This window comes from Leucobacter sp. OH1287, assembly GCF_003859945.1.
GTDB lineage: Bacteria > Actinomycetota > Actinomycetes > Actinomycetales > Microbacteriaceae > Canibacter.
This window is the reverse complement of record NZ_RQYM01000007.1, coordinates 44185-63480: the sequence shown is the minus strand read 5'-3', so window position 1 is coordinate 63480 and position 19296 is coordinate 44185. Positions and strand designations below refer to the sequence as shown.

The 19296-nt window shown below is 60.7% G+C and carries 17 protein-coding genes and 1 tRNA gene; 14 read left to right on the top strand and 4 right to left on the bottom strand.

Annotated features, from left to right (window positions below; genetic code table 11):
- Positions 1-33 precede the first annotated feature (33 nt).
- Positions 34-306: a hypothetical protein gene (locus EII30_RS05175; RefSeq protein WP_124886266.1), complete on the bottom strand. Its 273-nt coding sequence runs from the start codon at positions 304-306 to the stop codon at positions 34-36.
- A gap of 391 nt (positions 307-697) precedes the next feature.
- Between EII30_RS05175 and EII30_RS05170 the strand changes: the two genes are divergently transcribed.
- Both EII30_RS05170 and EII30_RS05165 read left to right on the top strand, forming a co-directional pair.
- Positions 698-1402 carry a hypothetical protein gene (locus tag EII30_RS05170; protein ID WP_124886265.1) on the top strand — a complete coding sequence of 235 codons (705 nt, stop codon included), beginning with the start codon at positions 698-700 and terminating at the stop codon, positions 1400-1402.
- 67 nt (positions 1403-1469) lie between these two features.
- Positions 1470-2720: a pyridoxal phosphate-dependent aminotransferase gene (locus EII30_RS05165; protein ID WP_124886264.1), complete on the top strand. Its 1251-nt coding sequence runs from the start codon at positions 1470-1472 to the stop codon at positions 2718-2720.
- On the opposite strand, the gene EII30_RS05160 is transcribed toward EII30_RS05165, so the two are convergent.
- Together EII30_RS05160 and ald are read right to left on the bottom strand one after the other, a co-directional pair.
- Positions 2679-3134, bottom strand: a complete 456-nt coding sequence (locus EII30_RS05160) for a hypothetical protein (protein WP_124886263.1) — start codon at positions 3132-3134, stop codon at positions 2679-2681. The genes EII30_RS05165 and EII30_RS05160 overlap by 42 nt on opposite strands.
- A 135-nt stretch (positions 3135-3269) precedes the next feature.
- A complete protein-coding gene (gene ald, locus EII30_RS05155; RefSeq protein ID WP_124886262.1) occupies positions 3270-4391 on the bottom strand; it encodes an alanine dehydrogenase in 1122 nt (373 codons plus the stop codon).
- 193 nt (positions 4392-4584) lie between these two features.
- On the opposite strand from ald, the gene EII30_RS05150 reads away from it, so the two are divergent.
- The 10 genes from EII30_RS05150 to thrB all read left to right on the top strand — a co-directional run bounded on the left by EII30_RS05150 (position 4585) and on the right by thrB (position 16014).
- The gene (locus tag EII30_RS05150) at positions 4585-5061 is read left to right on the top strand and encodes an Lrp/AsnC family transcriptional regulator (protein WP_124886348.1); all 477 of its coding nucleotides are present in this window, start codon (positions 4585-4587) and stop codon (positions 5059-5061) included.
- A gap of 95 nt (positions 5062-5156) precedes the next feature.
- Positions 5157-5729, top strand: a complete 573-nt coding sequence (locus EII30_RS05145) for an isochorismatase family protein (RefSeq protein WP_124886261.1) — start codon at positions 5157-5159, stop codon at positions 5727-5729.
- Between the two features lie 33 nt (positions 5730-5762).
- Positions 5763-8420, top strand: coding sequence for an RNA helicase (locus EII30_RS05140; protein ID WP_124886260.1), 2658 nt, complete (start codon positions 5763-5765; stop codon positions 8418-8420).
- Positions 8421-8472: 52 nt separating this feature from the next.
- Positions 8473-9426 (top strand): Ppx/GppA phosphatase family protein, encoded by a 954-nt coding sequence (locus EII30_RS05135; RefSeq protein ID WP_124886259.1) that lies wholly within the window; start codon positions 8473-8475, stop codon positions 9424-9426.
- Positions 9427-9551: 125 nt separating this feature from the next.
- Positions 9552-9626, top strand: a tRNA-Gln gene (locus tag EII30_RS05130).
- A 108-nt stretch (positions 9627-9734) separates the two neighbouring features.
- Entirely contained in the window at positions 9735-11396 is a 1662-nt protein-coding gene (gene argS / locus EII30_RS05125; RefSeq protein WP_124886258.1) for an arginine--tRNA ligase, read from the top strand.
- A 2-nt stretch (positions 11397-11398) separates the two neighbouring features.
- Complete coding sequence (locus EII30_RS05120) at positions 11399-12172, top strand: LmeA family phospholipid-binding protein (protein WP_158608666.1); 774 nt, start codon at positions 11399-11401, stop codon at positions 12170-12172.
- Positions 12169-13596 carry a diaminopimelate decarboxylase gene (lysA, locus tag EII30_RS05115; RefSeq protein WP_124886256.1) on the top strand — a complete coding sequence of 476 codons (1428 nt, stop codon included), beginning with the start codon at positions 12169-12171 and terminating at the stop codon, positions 13594-13596. The genes EII30_RS05120 and lysA overlap by 4 nt, the downstream gene beginning before the upstream one ends.
- 57 nt (positions 13597-13653) lie before the next feature.
- On the top strand, positions 13654-14961 hold the full coding sequence (locus EII30_RS05110; RefSeq protein WP_124886347.1) for a homoserine dehydrogenase: 1308 nt from the start codon (positions 13654-13656) through the stop codon (positions 14959-14961).
- Positions 14962-15063: 102 nt separating this feature from the next.
- The gene (thrB, locus tag EII30_RS05105) at positions 15064-16014 is read left to right on the top strand and encodes a homoserine kinase (protein ID WP_124886255.1); all 951 of its coding nucleotides are present in this window, start codon (positions 15064-15066) and stop codon (positions 16012-16014) included.
- A 265-nt stretch (positions 16015-16279) separates the two neighbouring features.
- Here the strand turns inward: thrB and EII30_RS05100 are convergent, their stop codons facing one another.
- On the bottom strand, positions 16280-16996 hold the full coding sequence (locus tag EII30_RS05100) for a hypothetical protein (RefSeq protein ID WP_124886254.1): 717 nt from the start codon (positions 16994-16996) through the stop codon (positions 16280-16282).
- Between the two features lie 43 nt (positions 16997-17039).
- Here EII30_RS05100 and EII30_RS05095 point away from each other — a divergent pair, with 43 nt between their 5' ends.
- Positions 17040-18125 carry a hypothetical protein gene (locus EII30_RS05095; RefSeq protein ID WP_124886253.1) on the top strand — a complete coding sequence of 362 codons (1086 nt, stop codon included), beginning with the start codon at positions 17040-17042 and terminating at the stop codon, positions 18123-18125.
- Between the two features lie 32 nt (positions 18126-18157).
- Entirely contained in the window at positions 18158-19237 is a 1080-nt protein-coding gene (prfA, locus tag EII30_RS05090; RefSeq protein WP_124886252.1) for a peptide chain release factor 1, read from the top strand.
- Positions 19238-19296: the final 59 nt, after the last annotated feature.

Below are 19296 nucleotides of genomic sequence, written 5' to 3'. Positions count from 1 at the left end.
CCTCCCGGGAGTGCGTTGGTTTAGCGCGGCGCGCTATGCTTTCTTCACGAAAGCTTTGCTGATCAGGGTGCTAAGCCCCAGGATAATCACCAGCAGCACACCGCCGGTGATCAGGATCGCTGTGATGTTCAGCGGCTCGCCCGCGGTTGAGAACGGTGCGAGTGTGTCGAGGCTGTGAGCGGCTCCGTGGCCGTGCTCATCCTCACCGTGCCCGCCGCTCGCGTAGGCTGCTGTGGCGCTAAACAGTGACAGCACAGCTGCTGAGACAGCGGCAAGGAAAGTTGTTACTCGGGTGCGTAAAGCCATCGGTTGCTCCTGTTGTCGAAATCTTTTCAGCGGCTGCCTGAGCGGATCCGCCCGCTGCCGGATTAAACGGGTTAACCCACCGCCAGATTGCTATGCTTCTATTTTGCCGTGAAAAGGCTGCGCGAGCAATTTTTGGCGCGCCCGAGCGCGGATATTAACAAAAAATATGTTGACATAGCAAAAAACCTGGTAAAGATGCGGAGAAGAATTTTCTATGAAACAACGGACTCTTGTGTGTTTAGATTCGTTCTAATGTATTAGGGCGGAGGGGCTAGAAAATTAAAAGCTCTATTGAGAACTGTTTTTAATAGCCCCTCGCTCGTGAAAACAAGGTATGGTTTCAAAGATTTTTAAGAGATACGCGGCCCTTACCGGACTAACCAGAGCGCTGGTGCAGACACTGACAATTATCGCGGTTGCGATAGTGCTCCTCTCCGGCATCTTCTACACGCTGACAAACGCCGAGGACTTCGCGCCAACCGCCTGGTTCTGGATGTGGGAGCGCTTCGACGTTGCCGCCGAGGTGAACTTCGCCTCCATGTACGGTGCGACGCTCTGGCTGCTGCTGTCAGCCATCACCGCTTTCGTCGGTGTGCTGGCGGATCGGAAACGAGGCAACTGGTTCTTTTTCTCAGCTGTTGCCGCCTACGCCGCGCTTGACGAGGCAACCATCCTGCACGAGCAACTCTATCTGCTCGGGGACTACATCAGGGCCTATATTCCGCTGACGATGGTCTCCTACACCTGGGTGATTGTCGGGGTTTTGCAGGCCATAATCGTGAGCTTTTTCTCGCTGCCGCTGCTTGTGAAACTGCCGCGCGGTGTGCAGCTGGGTTTGATCGTTGGCGGCACCGTGTTCCTCCTCGGCGCGGTTGTGATGGAGACAATCGGGGGCCACATCGAGATGCACTTCATGGGCCAGGTAACCTGGCACCTGCGGTTGGAGATCCACCTCGAGGAGCTGTTTGAGTACCTCGGCGTGATCATTGCCATCGGCGCGGTCTCACAGATGTTACTGGTCGAAAAAACAGCTCAGAGTGTTAAACTCGGCTTTAGGGTTTATCGCGGCCACGAGGCTAAACAGCTGACCGTTTAACAGCTGAATGGCCAAAGCTTCCGCGAGCTCCCCGCCACTTTAGTAACCGTCAGATAGGGGTTTAGCCATGCAGAAACCAGGTCAGATTTTTAAGCCCCCAACCCGTAAACTGCCGGGGCGAGAAGCGGTTTTGGGTGCGGATCCGCTAAAGACCGCCGAGCGCGCCAAAATACCGCCGTTCCAGGTGATGCAGATCACGAACGAGGTGAGCAAGCGGGTTGCTGCGGGCAAAGACGTTATCTCACTGTGCGCGGGCGAGCCAAGCGCGAGGCCGAAGGCGGGATCAATCGCCGCAACCGGCTACACCGGGCCGCTCGGCACCCAGGCGCTGCGCGAGGCCATCGTGGGCCACTACCAAAACTGGTACGGGGTAGTTGTGCCAGCATCGCGGATCGCCGTTACCACCGGATCATCCGGGGCGTTCCAGCTGGTGTTTATGGCGGCGTTTGACGCGGGGGACCGGGTCGGTATTGTTGCCCCCGGGTATCCCGCTTACAAGAACATGCTGCGCGCGCTCGGCATCACCCCGGTTGAGATCGTTGTTGACGACAAAACCGGCTACCAGCCAACCCCAGAACTGCTTGACGCTGCCGTTTCAGAGCACGGTGAACTCGCGGGGCTCGTAATCGCCGCCCCGGCAAACCCGACCGGCAGTATGCTCAGCCGCGAGGGCTACACCGCGATCAGTCAGTGGTGCGCAAAACAGCGGGTGCGTCTGATCAGCGACGAAATCTACCACGGCATCAGCTACCTCGATCCTGTCGACGCAGACTGGCGCGGCATCACCGCACTGGAGCTGAACCCCGAGGCGATTGTGATTAACTCGTTCTCAAAATACTGGGGGATGACCGGTTGGCGGCTCGGCTGGGCGGTTTTGCCTGAGCAGCTGCTCGAAACCTTCACCGCGCTCGCCAGCAACTTTGCGCTGTCACCGCCGGCTCCCGCGCAGGAGCTCGCGCTCAGCGCCTTCAGCGAGCAGAGCTACGCGGAACGGGACGCGGTTGTTGCCGACTTTGCCAGGTCAAGGCAGCTGATCCTGGACGCCGAGGCCACCCTCGGCTTCGGTGTTGCGGCGCCCGCTGACGGGGCTTTTTACTACTATGTGGATCTCGGTGAGCAGCTGCTTAGCCGCTTCGGCTCCGCAACCGAGTACGCCGCCGCGCTGCTTGACGGCGCTGAGGTCGCGGTTGTTCCGGGAACAGACTTTGACCCGGTTAACGGCTGGCGCACAATCCGCCTGTCATACGCGGCGGGCTACGATAACGTTGCCACGGCGCTAGAGCGTATCAAGCAGTTCAACGCGGGTTCCGGCGCTTAAACCGGTGCGCAGCTGCAGAGCCTGACTAACCGTGCCGTCAGGCTCAAACGCGCCGCCCTGGAACTGCTCTGCGCTCGCGAGTGCGTGATGCGCCGAAATCGAGAGTTTGAGCGCGCTAATCGACCCGGAAAGCGGTTCACCAACCTCCGCAATCACCCTGGCAATCACAGAGCGGTAGGCGCTCGCGGGGTTAGCGCCGAGCGGTTTTTCGGCGCTGCCGTAGTTAACGCCGTCACCCGAAACCGCAACCGCTTTGGCGGCATCCGCGCTCTCGGTCACCTCCACAAACAGGTTGCGGCTGGCGCTGTTTAGCGGCAGCTGAGTGGCGCCCGAGCCGGTTAGGTTAGCGGCTTTACCCGCTTGGCCGTCGGCTGCTGGCGGGGTTGATTTTGCGAACGTGAATTTCAGATCCATAGCGACAATAAGTCTAGCGGCTAATAACAAATTTGGGGCGGATCCGGTTGGATCCACCCCAAATAAATGATGCTGTGTGAGCGCTTGGCCCTTTAGGCTTGACACCTCTGCCCGCGGGCAGAGAAGCACCTCGCCCTAGGCTGCGAGCACCTCGTCAACGGTTGCGCTCTTAAGGTCTGGGAACGCGTCAGCAACACCGGCGTTGGTGATAACACCGGCGTGTACGTTCAGACCCTTTGCGAGAGCAGCGTCGTCCTGCAGCGCCTTCTTCCAGCCCTTGTTTGCCAGAGCAACAACGTATGGCAGGGTTGCGTTGGTCAGCGCAGCGGTTGAGGTCTCAGGAACAGCGCCCGGCATGTTTGCAACACAGTAGTAGATGCTGTTGTGAACCTGGTAGGTTGGCTCGTCGTGGGTGGTTGGGCGAGAGTTCTCGAAGCAGCCACCCTGGTCGATTGCGATGTCAACGAGCACAGAACCGGTCTTCATGCCGGCAACCATGTCGTCGGTGACGAGCTTAGGAGCCTTCTCACCCGGGATCAGCACAGAGCCGATAACCAGGTCAGCGTCCTTCAGCGCCTCGCTGATGTTGTGAGCGTTTGAGGTGCGGGTCTGGATGCCGCCGTTGTAGATGTCCTCAATCTGCTTCAGGCGTGGCAGTGCAATGTCGATAACGGTGACGTCTGCGCCCATGCCGTAAGCTACGCGAGCAGCCTGCTCACCGGCAGCGCCACCGCCGATAACAACAACCTTTGCCTTGCGGGTAGCGGTTACGCCACCGAGCAGGATGCCGCGGCCGCCAGAAGCCTTCATCAGTGAGTGTGCGCCAACCTGCACAGACAGGCGACCAGCAACCTCAGACATTGGGGCGAGCAGTGGCAGTGCGCGGTTGTCAAGCTGTACGGTCTCGTAGGCGATGGCGGTTGTGCCGCTCTCAACAACAGCGTCGGTGCACTCGCGTGAAGCAGCGAGGTGCAGGTAGGTGAAGAGCACCTGATCCTTGCGCATCTTTGGGTACTCAGCAGCGATTGGCTCTTTTACCTTGAGAACCATGTCTGACTGCTCCCAAACCTCGTCTGCGGTCGCAACAATGGTTGCGCCTGCAGCGCGGAAAGCATCATCGGTGATAGCTGAGCCCTCACCAGCTCCTGCCTCGATCAGTACTTCGTGACCGTGGCGGACTAGCTCAACAACGCCAGCCTCTGTAATAGCTACGCGGTTTTCGTTGTTCTTAATTTCTGTTGGAACACCAACGCGCATTGTTATGCACCTCAATCTTTGAGTAAACGGTTGAATTTGCGGGGATCCGCGGTTATAGTTAGTGCGGATAACAACCCCCACCACTACGATTATGCACGATATTCGCGAAAAGCGCACTCTAACCGCAGTATATTCATAATATAATGTGTTTGGGCGTTTAAATCTATGATTTTTAGGGTATAGCTTGAGTGATATGAAGATTATGCAGTCGTTTCCAGAGCTCGACGATATCGACATGCAGATAATTGACGCGATGCAGGCCAACGGGCGGATCACGAACGCCGATCTCGCAGACAAGGTTGGGATTGCCGCCTCCACCTGCATCACCCGGGTGCGTAACCTGATGACAAAAAAGGTTATCACCGGGTTTTCTGCAACCGTCGACCCGCGGGCGCTCGGTCTCGGACTGGAGACGCTGATCAGTGTTACCGTGCGTTCCGGCGCCAGGCAGCAGATCAACCAGCTCGCTGAGCGGTTGCGGAAAACTCCGGAGGTTGCGCAGCTGTTCTTCCTGGGCGGTGTTGAGGACTTTATTATTCACCTGATGGCGAGGGACTCAGACCACGTGCGCGAGTTTGTGCTCGAGTATCTCTCTGAGGATCCTTGTGTTTCCGCGACCAGAACGAGTATTGTTTTTAGTCACACCCAAAACCCCGTACGGGTGCCATAGCCACAGCGGTTTAATCGACAGCGGCTGTTGCCGCAGCTGGACTGGTTAACAGCGACTGTGCAGCCGGGGGAACGAACCAACTAAGGAGTAAGATCGTGTCTCGTGCGTTACTGATTGTTGATGTGCAGAATGATTTCTGCGAGGGCGGTGCGCTGGGCGTTGCTGGCGGATCCGCCGTCGCCGCCAAAATCGCAGCCTTCCTGCAGGAGAACAGCTATGACCTGGTTGTCGCCTCCCGTGACTGGCACAACGCCGACGACAGTAACGGCGGCCACTTCGCGCTCTCGGGTGAGCCGGACTTTGTAGACACCTGGCCTGTGCACTGCGTCGCCGAAACCGAGGGAGCCGCCTACCACCCGGAGGTTGCAGACCTGGACATTGACGTGCACATCTACAAGGGCATGGGCGAGCCCGCCTACTCCGCCTTCGAGGGGAAAACCGACAGCGGCGAGAGCCTGGAGAAGCTGCTGAAAGACGCCGGTGTCACCGACCTCGACGTTGTTGGTATCGCAACCGACTACTGTGTTCTCGCCTCCGCCAGGGACGCGTTGAACGCCGGTTTTAGTGTGCGAGTGTGGCGCGATATGGTTGCCGCGGTCGCTCCCGATTCTGGTTCTAAGGCGCTTGCGGATCTCGCTGCTCAGGGCGCTGAGCTGGTTACCGCCTAGTCTGGTTCAGTGTGAAAACCGGTTGGGGGAGTTGTGGTCTCACTTGCTAATCTAGCCGCCCAGTTTCAGGGGGCGGATGAAACCGAACAGCTCTTCGGGTTTCTTGAGTGGGTTAGCGAGATCCGCGGGCTTGAGCCATACCCGGCGCAGGAGAGCGCGCTAACCTCCCTCGCCCAGGGTAACAACGTTATCCTCGCAACCCCGACCGGCAGCGGTAAATCACTCGTCGCGCTCGGTGTCCACTTTTACGCGATGGTGAGAGGGGAACGCGGCGTCTACACCGCGCCAATTAAAGCGCTGGTGAGCGAGAAGTTCTTTGAGCTGGTCGCACAGTTCGGTGCCGCAAACGTCGGCATGGTGACGGGTGACAGCGCCATCAACCCGGACGCACCGATTATCTGCTGCACCGCCGAGATTCTCGCCCACTACGCGCTCGCCGATGAGGCCGCGCACGGCTTCACCCACATTGTGATGGACGAGTTCCACTACTACGGTGACTACGATCGCGGCTGGGCGTGGCAGGTGCCGCTGCTTTTGGCGAACCGTGCACAGTTCCTGCTGCTGTCGGCAACGCTCGGAGACACAACCGAGCTCGCCGCCGACCTGCGGCAGCGCACAGGGCGTGAAACCGAGCTGATCGGCGGTATGCAGCGACCGGTTCCGCTCAGCTACAGCTACAGTGTTAAACCCGTTGACGAGGCAATAAAAGAGGCGATCGCAGAGCATAAAGCACCTATCTATGTGGTGCACTTTAGCCAGCTGCAGGCGATCAGCAGGGCGAAGGAGCTCGCGAAACAGCTGGGTAGCACGCTGGTTAGCGGATCCACCCAGGACGGCACAGAACGCGCTGCGGCGCTGAAGCAGGAACTGTCGCAGTTTAGGTTTGCGAAGGGCTTTGGGCAGACGCTGCAATCGCTGCTTTTGAAGGGCATTGCCGTGCACCACGCCGGGCTGCTGCCGAAGTATCGCAGGCTGGTTGAGCGGCTCGCACAGCAGGGGCTGCTCCGGGTTATCTGCGGCACAGACACCCTCGGGATCGGCATTAACGTCCCGATCAGAACAGTTTTCTTCACCGATTTGGCGAAGTTTAGGGGCGGGAAGGCGCACCGGCTATCCGTTAGGGAGTTTCAGCAGATCGCTGGCCGGGCGGGCCGGGCCGGGTTTGACACCGCCGGTGATGTTATCGTCAGCGCGCCCGAGTATGTGATCGAGAACGCGCAGGCGGCGGCGAAGCGGGCCGCGCAGCTCGCGAAAAACCCGAAGAAAAAGATCAAGGTTGTCACCAAGAGCGCCCCCGCCGGAGCGATTAAGTGGAGTGAAAAAACCGTTGAAAACCTGAAAAGCGGTGAACCGGAGACGCTGCGCTCGCGGTTTAAGATAACACACAGTATTCTGCTCAGCATTCTCAGCCGCGGTGAGACGCGCGAGGGTGAGCTGCTGCGGTTTGTGCGCGGGTTCATTTTTAACTCGCACGAGCCCGAAGCATCCCGCTTCGACCACGCCAGAACCGCGATTGCGATCTATAAAACCCTGCGTGAGGCGGGCATTTTGCGGATCGAAACAACCACCTCCGGCAGGCTGCTGCGGCTCAGCGATGCCGCAGGCAGTCAGTTCGGTAGTGCGCTCGCACTCAACCAGCCGCTCGCGCCGTTTGCGGTTAGCGCGATTATGCAGCTTGACCGGGATGATCCGCAGCACGCACTCGACACGGTGTCGATTATTGAGGCGGTGCTGGAGGATCCACGCCAGGTGCTGAACGCGCAGCGGGATTTGCTCGTGAAACAGCTGCTGGCGGAGTTGAAAGCCGACGGAGCCGAGTATCATGAGCGGATGGCGCAGATCGGTGAGGTGACGCACCCGCAGCCGCTGCGAGACGAGCTGGAGGAGCTGTTTAGCGAGTATGTGAAAGAGTCGCCGTGGGCGGCGGAGCACAGCCTCAGCCCCAAGTCGATTGTCCGTGACATGCTCGAAAACGCCTACAACTACCGCGACCTGATCAACCACTACTCGCTCGCGAACTCCGAGGGTGTTGTGCTGAGGTATCTCAGCGACGCCTATAAAACACTGCTGCGCACCGTTCCCGAGGGCGCGAAAACCCAGCAGCTGCGCGAAATAATCGACTGGCTGGGGGAGATGATTAAGCAGATCGACTCCAGCCTGATCGCCGAGTGGTCGACAATGCAGGCGCTTGAGTCGGGTGAGTTGAACCCGGATGCCGCGTCCGATGCGTTGGCAGCCCCGCCGGAGACAACAGAGCTCAGCGAGACGCGAGCGTTCTTGGTGATGCTGAGAAACGTCAGTTCTCGGGTGTTGACGGCGGCCGCGTTTGAGCAGACCGAGCTGCTCGTCAGGCTCTCAAACCCGGAAACAGACAGCCGCGTCAGCAACGACCCGAGCCTGCTCGCCCGCGCAACACAGCTTGGCGCGATGGGGCGGCGTGCCTGGGATGAGGCGCTTGATGCTTACTTTGCGGAGTATGACGAGATCCTCATCGACCAGCGCGCGAGAGACCCGAAGCTGCTAACCATAACCCGCGACGGGGAGACGTGGCTTTTACGGCAGACAGTGCCGGATCCGCAGGCAAACAACGATTGGGCAATCTACATCAGCGTTGACATCCCGGCGAGTAACGCGGCGGGGGAGCCGGTTTACACGGTCACCGCGATGACCGACAGCGGCGAGCCCGGCTAGCGTTTTGGCGGGTTTGCAGCCTTTTAGCAAGCAACCCGAGTAGTGTTTAACTATGCGACTTGGCGTTATTGATGTTGGATCAAACACTGTTCACCTGCTCGTTGTTGACGCACACCCCGGTGCAAGCCCCGTGCCGTACCACTCACAGCGTTCACTGCTGCGGCTGATGCGCTACCTTGACGCCGACGGCGCAATCACCGCCGAGGGCACCGAGCTGATTGTTTCGTCAATCGACGAGGCTGTGAAGGCGGCCAATGAGATCGGCGTTGACGACCTGATTTGCACGGCGACCTCCGCGATCCGCGAGGCAAAAAACGGCCAGGAGGTGCTGGAACGGGTTGCGAAGGTGACGGGCGTTGCGCCGCAGGTGCTCTCGGGCGATGACGAGGCGCGGATCACAATGCTCGCCGTGCGACGCTGGCTCGGCTGGTCGGCGGGTGAGATTCTGCTGTTCGACATCGGCGGCGGCTCGTTTGAGATCGCGCAGGGGGCGGACGAGTACCCCGACGCGCAGGTTTCGCTGCCGCTCGGAGCGGGGCGCGCCACGAAGCTCTTTATCCCGGAGGATCCACCCGGTCACGCCGCTGTTTCTGCGCTGCGCAAACACGCCCGCAAGGAGTTTACGCGGGTGCGTGACGAGCTGTTTGCCAAGCGCCCCAAGCCGAACCGGGTGGTCGGCACCTCAAAGACGATCCGCTCACTCGGCAGGCTCGTCGGTGGCACCGCGAAGGCGCAAACCGGTGAGCTCGCCCAGCTGCACTACCAGGATCTAAAGGAGTGGGAGCCGTTTTTACGGGAGATGCCCTCAAACGTGCGCGAGTACCTGCCGGGTGTCACCCCGGAGCGCGGCTACCAGCTGATGGCCGGCGCGGTGCTGCTGCGCACCGCCATGAAGGTGTTTGAGGTTGAAACCCTAAATATCTCACCCTGGGCACTGCGCGAGGGCATTGTGCTGCGCTATATTGACCAGCTCGATGGGCGGGGCGCGGATCCGGTAAACCTGTGACGGTCGGATATTTCCTGCCGTTTCTGGGTCACCGGCGCGCTCGCCGGATTGATTTTGCAAATCCGCAAGACATTCGGTATAGTTAAATTTCGGTAATCCTCCCGGTTAACTCCGGCGAATGCCATTGGGATATGGTGTAATTGGCAACACGGCTGATTCTGGTTCAGTTGTTCTTGGTTCGAGTCCAGGTATCCCAGCCACTTTCTCTAACACTCGCTAACGGGCTGTTTTGTTTAATCCGGCGACTGTTTTCTGCGCCGCTGTACCCGCTAGGCACCGCGCTGTTAAGCAATGTAAAATAGGGTGCTGTGACTCCTGAACAATTAGCCGTTGAAATACACCGCATCATTACAAACATTGCTGAGGCAGCGGACGCTGAGCTGAGCCTAACACCGGAGGCGCTGCAGCCGGAGCGTCCACGCAACCGTGAACACGGTGACTGGGCATCAAACGCGGCAATGAAGTTCGCGAAACCGCTCGGCACGAATCCGCGCCAGCTGGCTGAGCAGATCACCGCTGAGCTGGTGAAACTGCCGGAGGTTGCGGCGGCTGAGATTGCTGGGCCGGGCTTTATTAACGTGACGCTGAACGCGGCAGCCGCGGGGCAGATTGTGCAGACGATCCTCTCCGAGAGAGCAAACTACGGCACCAACCAGCAGCTTGCGGGCAGGTCAATCAACCTGGAGTTTGTGAGCGCGAACCCGACCGGTCCGCTGCACCTCGGCCACACCCGCTGGGCGGCGCTCGGTGACTCACTCGCGAGACTTTTGAAGGCCGCGGGCGCCAACGTTACAAGCGAGTACTACATTAACGACGCGGGCTCGCAGATGCAGAAGTTTGGTCGCTCGGTGCTCGCCGCGGCGCTTGGTCAGCCGGTGCCGGAGGACGGCTACCCGGGCGAGTACATTCAGGTGCTCGGGGCGAAGGTGAGGGAGCTGATCCCGAACCTTGCGGAGCTGGATCCTGCCGAGCAGCTGCACGAGGTGACTGAGCGCGCCTACGAGCTGCAGCTGGAGGAGATTAAGCAGTCGCTTACAAACTTCAACGTGCACTTCGACGTCTGGTTCTCGGAGCGGAGCCTGCACGCTGCGGGTGAGGGCGGATCCGCCAGCAAAATCGCCGAGGCTGTTGAGCAGCTTGACCGGCTCGGGCACGTTTTCGAGGCTGACGGCGCTGTTTGGGTGCGCACATCCAGTTTCGGTGACGATAAAGACCGGGTTGTGACCCGTGGAAACGGCGTTTTCACCTATTTTGCCGCCGACGTTGCCTACTACATTAACAAGTCACAGCGCGGGTTTGACGAGAAGGTTTACCTGCTCGGCGCCGACCACCACGGCTACATTGGCAGGCTCCGCGCGATCGCCAGTGTTTCCGGGGAAAACCCCGATGAGACGCTGAGTACCCCGATCGGGCAGCTGGTTAACCTGAACGGCGCGAGACTTTCGAAGCGCGCTGGCAACATTATTGAGCTTGATGATCTTTTGCAGTGGCTGGGGTCTGACGCGCTGCGTTTCTGGCTTGCGCGCTACCCGGCGGATTCACCACTGTCGCTCGACGGCGAAAAACTGCGCAGCCGCACCAACGACAACCCGGTTTTCTATGTGCAGTATGCGCACGCGAGAACCTGCTCGGTTGATCGGAACGCCGAGGCAGCAGGCCTTGGGCGGGAGCCGTTTGATCCGCAGCTGCTAACCCACGCGAGCGAGACCGAGCTGCTCGGTAAGCTGCAGGAGTATCCGGCGATTGTTGCGGGCGCCGCGAAACTGCGTGAACCGCACCGCATCGCCAGGTATCTGGAGGAGCTCGCGGGCACCTACCACCGCTGGTATGACCAGTGCCGGGTGCTGCCGCAGAGCGGTGAGCCGCTGACGGCGCTGCACTCGACAAGGCTCAGCCTGAACGATGCAACACAGCAGGTTATTCGCAACGGGCTTGCACTGCTCGGCGTTAGCTCACCGGAACGGATGTAATCGTGGCCGCGGCAACCCCCAAACGGAGTAACCGGTTTATTATTGTCACCGGTATTTTGTTGGCGCTGCTGGTGCTGCTGGCAGCCTGCCTGGAGTTTATCGCGAGAACCGTGCTGCCAAACGCCGCGGCGGTTGCGATTAAGGACCAGCTGGATTTGCCGGACACCGCAAAGGTTGAGGTGAAAACCAGCGGCTTCCTGCTGCCGCAGCTGGTTTCGCAGCGGCTAACCAATCTGACGGTGACGGTTCCCGAGTATCCGCTGTCAGACACCGAAACCACAACGGTTATTGCCGAGGTTGGCGCGGTCGCACTAGACCCGACCTCGGCGCCGCTCGACAACACCAGGGTTAGTGCGGAGCTAACAAACAGCCAGCTGCAGGCACAGCTGCTCGCCCAGACCGGGATCAGTGGTGTCACCGAGGTGCTTGACGGCGCGGTGAAGCTTGAAACCACAACAGAGTTCTTCAACCAGCAGCTGGCTATCTCCGCTGTTTTCGGTCTCACCGCAGAAAACAACGCGATCACACTAACAACCCAGGATGTTGCCGCGGTGCCAGACCAGGGCGCTGACAATTTGCTGCAGTTTGTGACGCCGGAGCTGCTTTCTGCCGCGTTGCCAACCCAGCAAATCTGCGTCGCCGAGAGCGTGCCCGCGGGCTTCAGCCTAACCGAGCTGATCACCGACACCGTCGAACAGAAACTGATTGCGACATTCCAGGTGGATCCGCAAATCACCCAGAATGCCAGCCTGCGCGCGAGAGGAAGCTGCCAATGAACGGTGAAGATACACTGCTGACAGGGCTGTTTCCAAACAGCGCAGCGAGGTGCGGGGCGGCGGATCACGCCACCGAGGCGGCTGAGAACACCGACGCGGCTAAGAACACCGGCGAAGCTGAGATCGCGGGCGTGAAACTAACCGAGCTCGCTGAGCAGTACGGCACACCGCTCTACCTGCTCGATGTCGCCGAGCTGAAATCAACCGCCGAGCGCACCGTTGCCGCGCTCACCGGCGAGTTTGCCAGGGTGGGGGCGTCCGCGAAGCTCTATTATGCCTCCAAGGCGCTGCTGAACCAGCCGGTTGCCAGGTGGGTGACCGAGGCGGGTATGCACCTTGACGTGGCAAGCGGCGGGGAGCTCGCGGTTGCGCTCGCGGCCGGGGTTGATCCCGCGCTGATCGGTGTGCACGGCAACAACAAGTCCCGGGAGGAGCTTGCCGCGGCGGTAACCGCGGGGGTTGGTTCGATTGTTGTTGACAGCGCCGAGGAGGTGCGGATCCTGCAGGAGACCTGCTCTGAGATTGGCGGGCGCGCAACCGTGATCCTGCGGGTTAACAGCGGTGTGCACGCGGCAACCCACGGCTATCTTGCGACAAGCCACGAGGATCAAAAGTTTGGTGTGTCAAAATCCCAGGCAGCCGAGCTGGTTGCGGCGATTAACGCCGCCTCGCAGCTTGATTTTCAGGGGATCCACTGCCATATCGGGTCGCAGATTTTTGACACGGCCGGGTTTAAAGAATCCGCCGACAGAATGGTTGAGATCGCTGCTGAGCTGGCGCAGCTGGCTGAGGTCAGTGAGCTGAACCTCGGCGGTGGCTTCGGGATCGCCTACACCCCGGAGGAGCTGCCGCAGGTGCCAGATATTGCGGCTCTCGCGGCGGAGCTAGCGGATATTGTTGCCGCGGCGTGTGAAAAACGCGGACTGAAAATACCCGCTGTTGCGTTTGAACCAGGCCGGTCGATTGTCGGCAAGGCGGGTGTAACCCTCTATCGCGTTGGTGTGACAAAAACGGTTGAGCTGACCGGCAGCGACAGCGAGGCGGATCCGGCAGACCTGGGCTATAAAACCCGACGCTACATCAGCGTTGACGGCGGCATGAGCGACAACGCGAGGCCCGCCCTCTACGGTGCCGACTACACGGCGGTGCTCGCCAACCGGGTCAGTGACTCGCCGCTGACGCTCTCACGCGTTGTCGGCAAACACTGTGAGTCGGGCGATATTGTGATTAACCGGCAGCTTTTGCCAGCAGACATAACCGAGGGTGACCTGCTCGCGGTTGCGGCAACCGGCGCCTACTGTTGGTCGCTCGCGAGCAACTACAACTATCTGCCAAGACCCGCGATTGTCGCCCTGGAGGACGGCTCACACCGGGTGATTGTACGGCCGGTAACGGTTTCTGACCTGGTAATGCTCAGCCAATAAACACCGCCGCTACAGTAAATTTGAACTAGTAAGAATAACGAGATGATCGGAGAGACATTGTCTGAATACCGCCACCTGAGTGTTGCCCTGCTGGGAAGCGGATCCGTTGGATCCCAGGTTGCCAGGCTGCTGCTGGAGGAGCAGCAGGAACTCGCCTCCCGTGTCGGAGCTAAACTCGAGCTGATCGGTATTGCTGTGCGTGACACCGCGGCGAAGCGCGACGTTGAGCTGCCGCAGGAGCTGTACACAACCGACGCCGCCGAGCTGATTAAGAAGGCCGATATTGTTGTCGAGCTGATGGGCGGAATCGAACCGGCAAAGAGTCTGATCCTGGAGGCGCTGGAGCAGGGCGCTGACGTTATCACCGCGAACAAGGCGCTGATCGCCGCTCACGGCCCGGAACTGCACGCCGCAGCCCGCCGCGTTGGCGCGCAGCTCAGCTACGAGGCCGCCGTTGCTGGCGCGATCCCGATTCTTCGTCCGCTGCAGGAGAGCCTCGCGGGCGACAATGTGAAGCGTGTGATGGGTATTGTCAACGGCTCCACCAACTACATTCTTGACCGGATGGATCGCTTCGGCGACACCCCGGAGGCGGCAATGCAGGTGGCGAGCGACCTCGGCTATCTGGAGGCGGATCCAACCCTCGACGTTGAGGGCTATGACGCGGCCTCAAAGGCTGGGATTCTCGCGCGGATCGCGTTCCACACCGATCTGCCTGAGGGTGCCGTCTACCGTGAGGGCATCACCGCTATCACCGCGGACGATGTGGCAACCGCGAAGGCCGCAAACCAGGTGATTAAACTGCTCGCCGTTGTTGAGCAGGCAACCGGCGCGGACGGCGCAGCTGGCGTTTCCGCGCGCGTCACTCCGGTGCTGATCTCCCGCGAGCACCCGCTCGCTGCTGTGCACGGCGGCAAGAACGCAATCTTTGTTGAGGCTGAGGCAGCCGGTGAGCTGATGTTCTACGGCGCCGGCGCTGGCGGTGTTGAAACCGCCTCCGCTGTTCTCGGTGACCTTGTTTCGGCTGCGCGCCGTCACGTTGCCGGCGGCCCGGGCCTGACAACCCCGAGCTACGCAGACCTGCGGGTGCTGCCGATTAGCGAGGCAGAGACCGCCTACCAGATTATTCTTAACGCGGTTGATCAGCCGGGTGTGCTCGCCGCGATTGCTCGGGTGTTTGCCGATAATCAGGTGTCGGTTGCCGCGATCCATCAGAGTCTGCCGGAGGAGCTTTCGGGCCTCGCCAAACTGGTTATCACAACCGCTGAGGCGCGTGAGGAGGCGCTGCAGACAACCGTTGCGGAGCTGCGCGCGCTCGACGTGGTGAGTGAGATCGTTAGCATTCTGCGGGTTTTGCACGCCTAAACAGCGGGGTGCCAGCGGCGGTTAGTTATCGCAGATCGCTAACCGCCGAGGGCCGAAACAGCAGACCGGCACAGACAGAAAGACCGATACAGGCAGAAAAACATGACGCAGACAGATTTGGCTAAAAACCCTGCACACTTCCGGGTGCACGTGCGGGTTCCGGCGACCAGCGCCAACCTCGGCCCGGGCTTTGACACGCTCGGGCTCGCGCTCGCCTACGGTGACGAGATCACCGCCGAGCTGACCGACACGCCCGGGATCCGGGTTAACGTCAGCGGGGTTGGCGAGGGAGAGGTGCCGGGCGACGAGTCGAACCTGGTCGCAAAATCGCTGCTGCATGTCTTTCAGAGCCTGCGGGTGGATCCGCCAACCGGCCTGCTGCTAAACGCCACCAACCGGATTCCCCACGGCCGCGGCATGGGCTCATCGGGCGCGGCGATTGTCGCGGGTGTGAAACTCGCGGAGGGGCTGCTGAAACTGCTCCATGGGAAGCAGCTGACCGAACAGCAGCTGCTCGAGTTCGCAACCGAACTGGAGGGGCACCCCGACAATGTGGCGCCGGGGCTGTCCGGTGGGCTAACCATTGCCTGGATGAGCGGATCCACCCCGCGCTCTAAAAAACTCGCCGTTCACCGCGGTGTTTCGCCGCTTGTGCTGGTGCCGAACTTCCGGGTTTCGACCGAGCACGCGCGCAGTCTGCAGCCGGAGGCGGTGCCGCACTCGGACGCTGTGTTTAACGTCTCCCGATCGGCGCTTTTGATTGCGGCGCTGACGCAGAGCCCGGAGCTGCTGCTGGAGGCAACCGAGGATAAACTCCACCAGGACTACCGCGCGGAGGCAATGCCTCAAACCCGGCAGCTGATTGAGCAGCTGCGGCAGGTAGGCTTTGCGGCGGTTGTTTCGGGGGCTGGCCCGTCAGTGCTGGTGCTCGCTGACGGACCGGCGAAACGGGCCGAGGCTGCGGACTTCGTAGCTGAGAATGCGCCTGATTGGCAGCGGAAAATACTGGCTGTTGACATCGAAGGTGCTACAGTAGAGATTAGCCCTGTTTAAACAGCACACGAACACTGCTCAGTAATCGCAGCTGTCTCGGGCAACAGTTGTTAAATTTCGCGTCGCGAGAGAACACAGCTGATCTTTAAAGCAAATCGCTTAACCTTGCACGCTCGTGCAGTTAGCGCGTGAACCCTCAAGCTGAGGTAGTTTTTCACGCGACAATCTTATGAGAGGACTTCAATAATGGAGCAAAACGAAAACACAACCGCTGAGAAGGGCGAATCAGTAGCCCCGAAGCGTCGCCGCGTTGGCCGTCGCGCAATCAGCGCAACCGTGCCATCATCAATCCCGCAGACAGCGCCGCTGGTTCCGCCAGCCGTTGGTGACGGCGAGCCGGAGGCTGCTCCGGCGCCGCGTCGTCGTGGTCGCCCACGTAAGAATCCAAGAATCCGCTGCCGGAGGAGACCGCTGCGGCGACCGAGGCGAAAGTAGAGACCGCCGCAACCGGCGCTGCTGCTGAGACCCCTGCCGCTGAGGCGGAGGTTGCTCCGGCGGCTCCGGCGCCTCGTCGTCGTGGTCGCCCTCGCAAGAATCCGCTGCCGGAGGAGACCGCTGCGGCGACCGAGGCGAAAGCAGAGACCGCAGCAACCGGTACAGCCGCTGCAACAGCAGCAGCGGGCGCAACCGGCGCAGCTGCTGAGACCCCTGCCGCTGAGGCGGAGGCTGCTCCGGCGCCGCGTCGTCGTGGTCGTCCTCGCAAGAATCCGCTGCCTGAAACAGCCGCAGCGGCTGACAGCAGCGCAGCAAGCACCGAGGCGGCAGCGGCCGCTGTCGGTAAGGAGCTCGCTGAGGCAGTAGCAGCCGCAGCCGCGGGAGCAGCCGGTGCAGCGGGATCCACCGCAGAAACAGCCGAGGGCGCATACGCAAAAACCGAGACCAAAGCAGCCGAGGCCAAGAGCGAGAGCCGTTCCGACTCACGCGCTGACGCGAAGAACGACAGCCGGTCACGCCAGCGCACCCGCCAGCGTGAGCGCAACAAGCGCCGCACCGCGGACGAGATTGAGGAGCTGACCGAGGACGATGTGCTGCTCCCGGTTGCCGGTATCCTCGACGTGCTCGACAACTACGCCTTTGTGCGCACCAGCGGCTACCTGCCGGGTGTTAGTGACATCTATGTTTCACTCAGCCAGGTGAAGCGTCACGGGCTGCGCAAGGGTGACGCGGTTGTTGGTGCGATCCGCCAACCACGCGACGGCGAGGGCAACGGCCGCCAGAAATACAACGCGCTGGTGAAGCTCGACAGTGTTAACGGCACCGCCGCAACCGAGGTACAGGAGCGCGTAGAGTTTGAGAAACTGACAGCGGTTGCAGTCGACACCCACGTTGCCGTTGCTGAGAACGCGGGCCCAATCGGCCGGGCAATCGGTGCGCTAACCCCGCTCGCACTCGGCCAGCGCGGACTTGTTACCGCCTACTCACCGCACCTCGCAGCGGGCGTGCTGCGCGAGATCGGTGCCGCGTTCGCGGAAAACTCACCAGAGACACACCTGATGTACGTGCAGGTTGGTGGCCGCCCAGAGCTTGTTACCGAGCTCAGCCGCTCATTCAGCGGTGAGGTTATCGCCGCCGCAGCAGACCGCAGCGCGGAGGACCAGCTGACCGTTGTTGAGCTCGCCTTCGAGCGCGCAAAGCGCCTGGTAGAGCTCGGACACGACGTGGTTGTGCTGCTCGACTCACTAACCGCCTACGGTGACGCAATCTCCGCGGTTAGCCCACTGCAGAAGGGCAGCATCATCGGCTACGAGCCAGCAACCGCTCGCGCCCTCAGCACCCTGCTCGCGCAGGCTCGCAACGTCGAAAACGGCGGATCCCTCGCGATCTACGCCGCAGTGGACCAGCTCAGCACCGCAAACGATCGGGAGCAGGAGCGCGTTGCCAACTGGCTTTACACAACCGATATCACCGTTGAGGGTGTCTGCCCAGAACCAGGAATCGACGTGATCAGCAGTTTCGCGCTGAACACCGCCGAGCTGGTTGGTGAGCAGGCGGCAAACGCTGTTAGGCAGCTGCGGCAGGCAGTGCAGAGCGGTGAGCTAGACTCAATCGAGCTGAACAAGCAGATCGCTGCGACTAAATCAGTCCACGCAGTGCTGCAGCTCGCTAAATAATTCGGCCGCTGTAACCAGCTAGGAAAACAGACATGTTTGAACAAGTAGATGCGCTGCTTGCTGAGCACGCCGATCTGCAAGAGCAGCTTGCGGATCCGGCGCTGCACTCAGAACCGGCGAGGGCGAAGAAGGTCAACCAGCGTTACGCGGAACTGAGCAAAATCAAGGCCGCCCACGAAAACTGGGTGCAGCTCGGTGAGGATTTGAGCGCCGCTAAGGAGCTCGCCCGTGAGGACGAGAGCTTCGCGGACGAGGTGCCAGCGCTGGAGACAGAGCTCGCCGCCGCACAGGAGAAGGTGCGCCGCCTTTTGATCCCGCGCGATCCAGACGACGCCCGCGATGTTATCCTCGAGATCAAGGGCGGTGAGGGCGGCGCCGAGTCCGCGCTGTTCGCCGCCGACCTGCTGCGGATGTACAGCTACTACGCTGAGTCGAAGGGCTGGAAAACCGAGATCCTGGAGAGCGACGAGAGCGACCTGGGCGGTTACAAGAACGTGCAGGTTGCGATTAAAGCCAACGCAACGGATCCGTCACAGGGCGCCTGGGCGCACCTGAAATACGAGGGCGGTGTGCACCGTGTGCAGCGCGTGCCGGTCACCGAGTCGCAGGGGCGGATCCACACTTCAACAACCGGTGTGCTCGTCTACCCGGAGGTTGATGAGCCGGAGGAGGTGGAGATCAATCAGAACGACCTGAAGATTGATGTCTACCGTTCCAGCGGCCCGGGCGGTCAGTCGGTTAACACAACCGATTCGGCTGTGCGGATCACCCACCTCCCGAGCGGTATCGTCGTTGCGATGCAGAACGAGAAGAGCCAGCTGCAGAACCGTGAGGCTGCGATGCGTGTTTTGCGCGCCCGCCTGCTCGCGAAACAGCAGGAGGAAGCTGAGGCGGAGGCCAGCGCGCACCGCAAGAGCCAGATCCGCACAATGGATCGTTCTGAGCGGATCCGCACCTACAACTTCCCGGAGAACCGCATCGCCGACCACCGCACCGGTTTTAAAGCCTACAACCTTGACCAGGTTATGAACGGCGCACTCGGCCCGGTGATTGACTCGTGTATCCACGCGGATGAGGAGTCGCGGCTGGCTGAGCTCGGCCAAGAGTCGTAACCAGTTCGGGTTAGAATCGTAATCAGCTCGGAAAGAGTCGCAGCTGCGGCTCGGGCTGT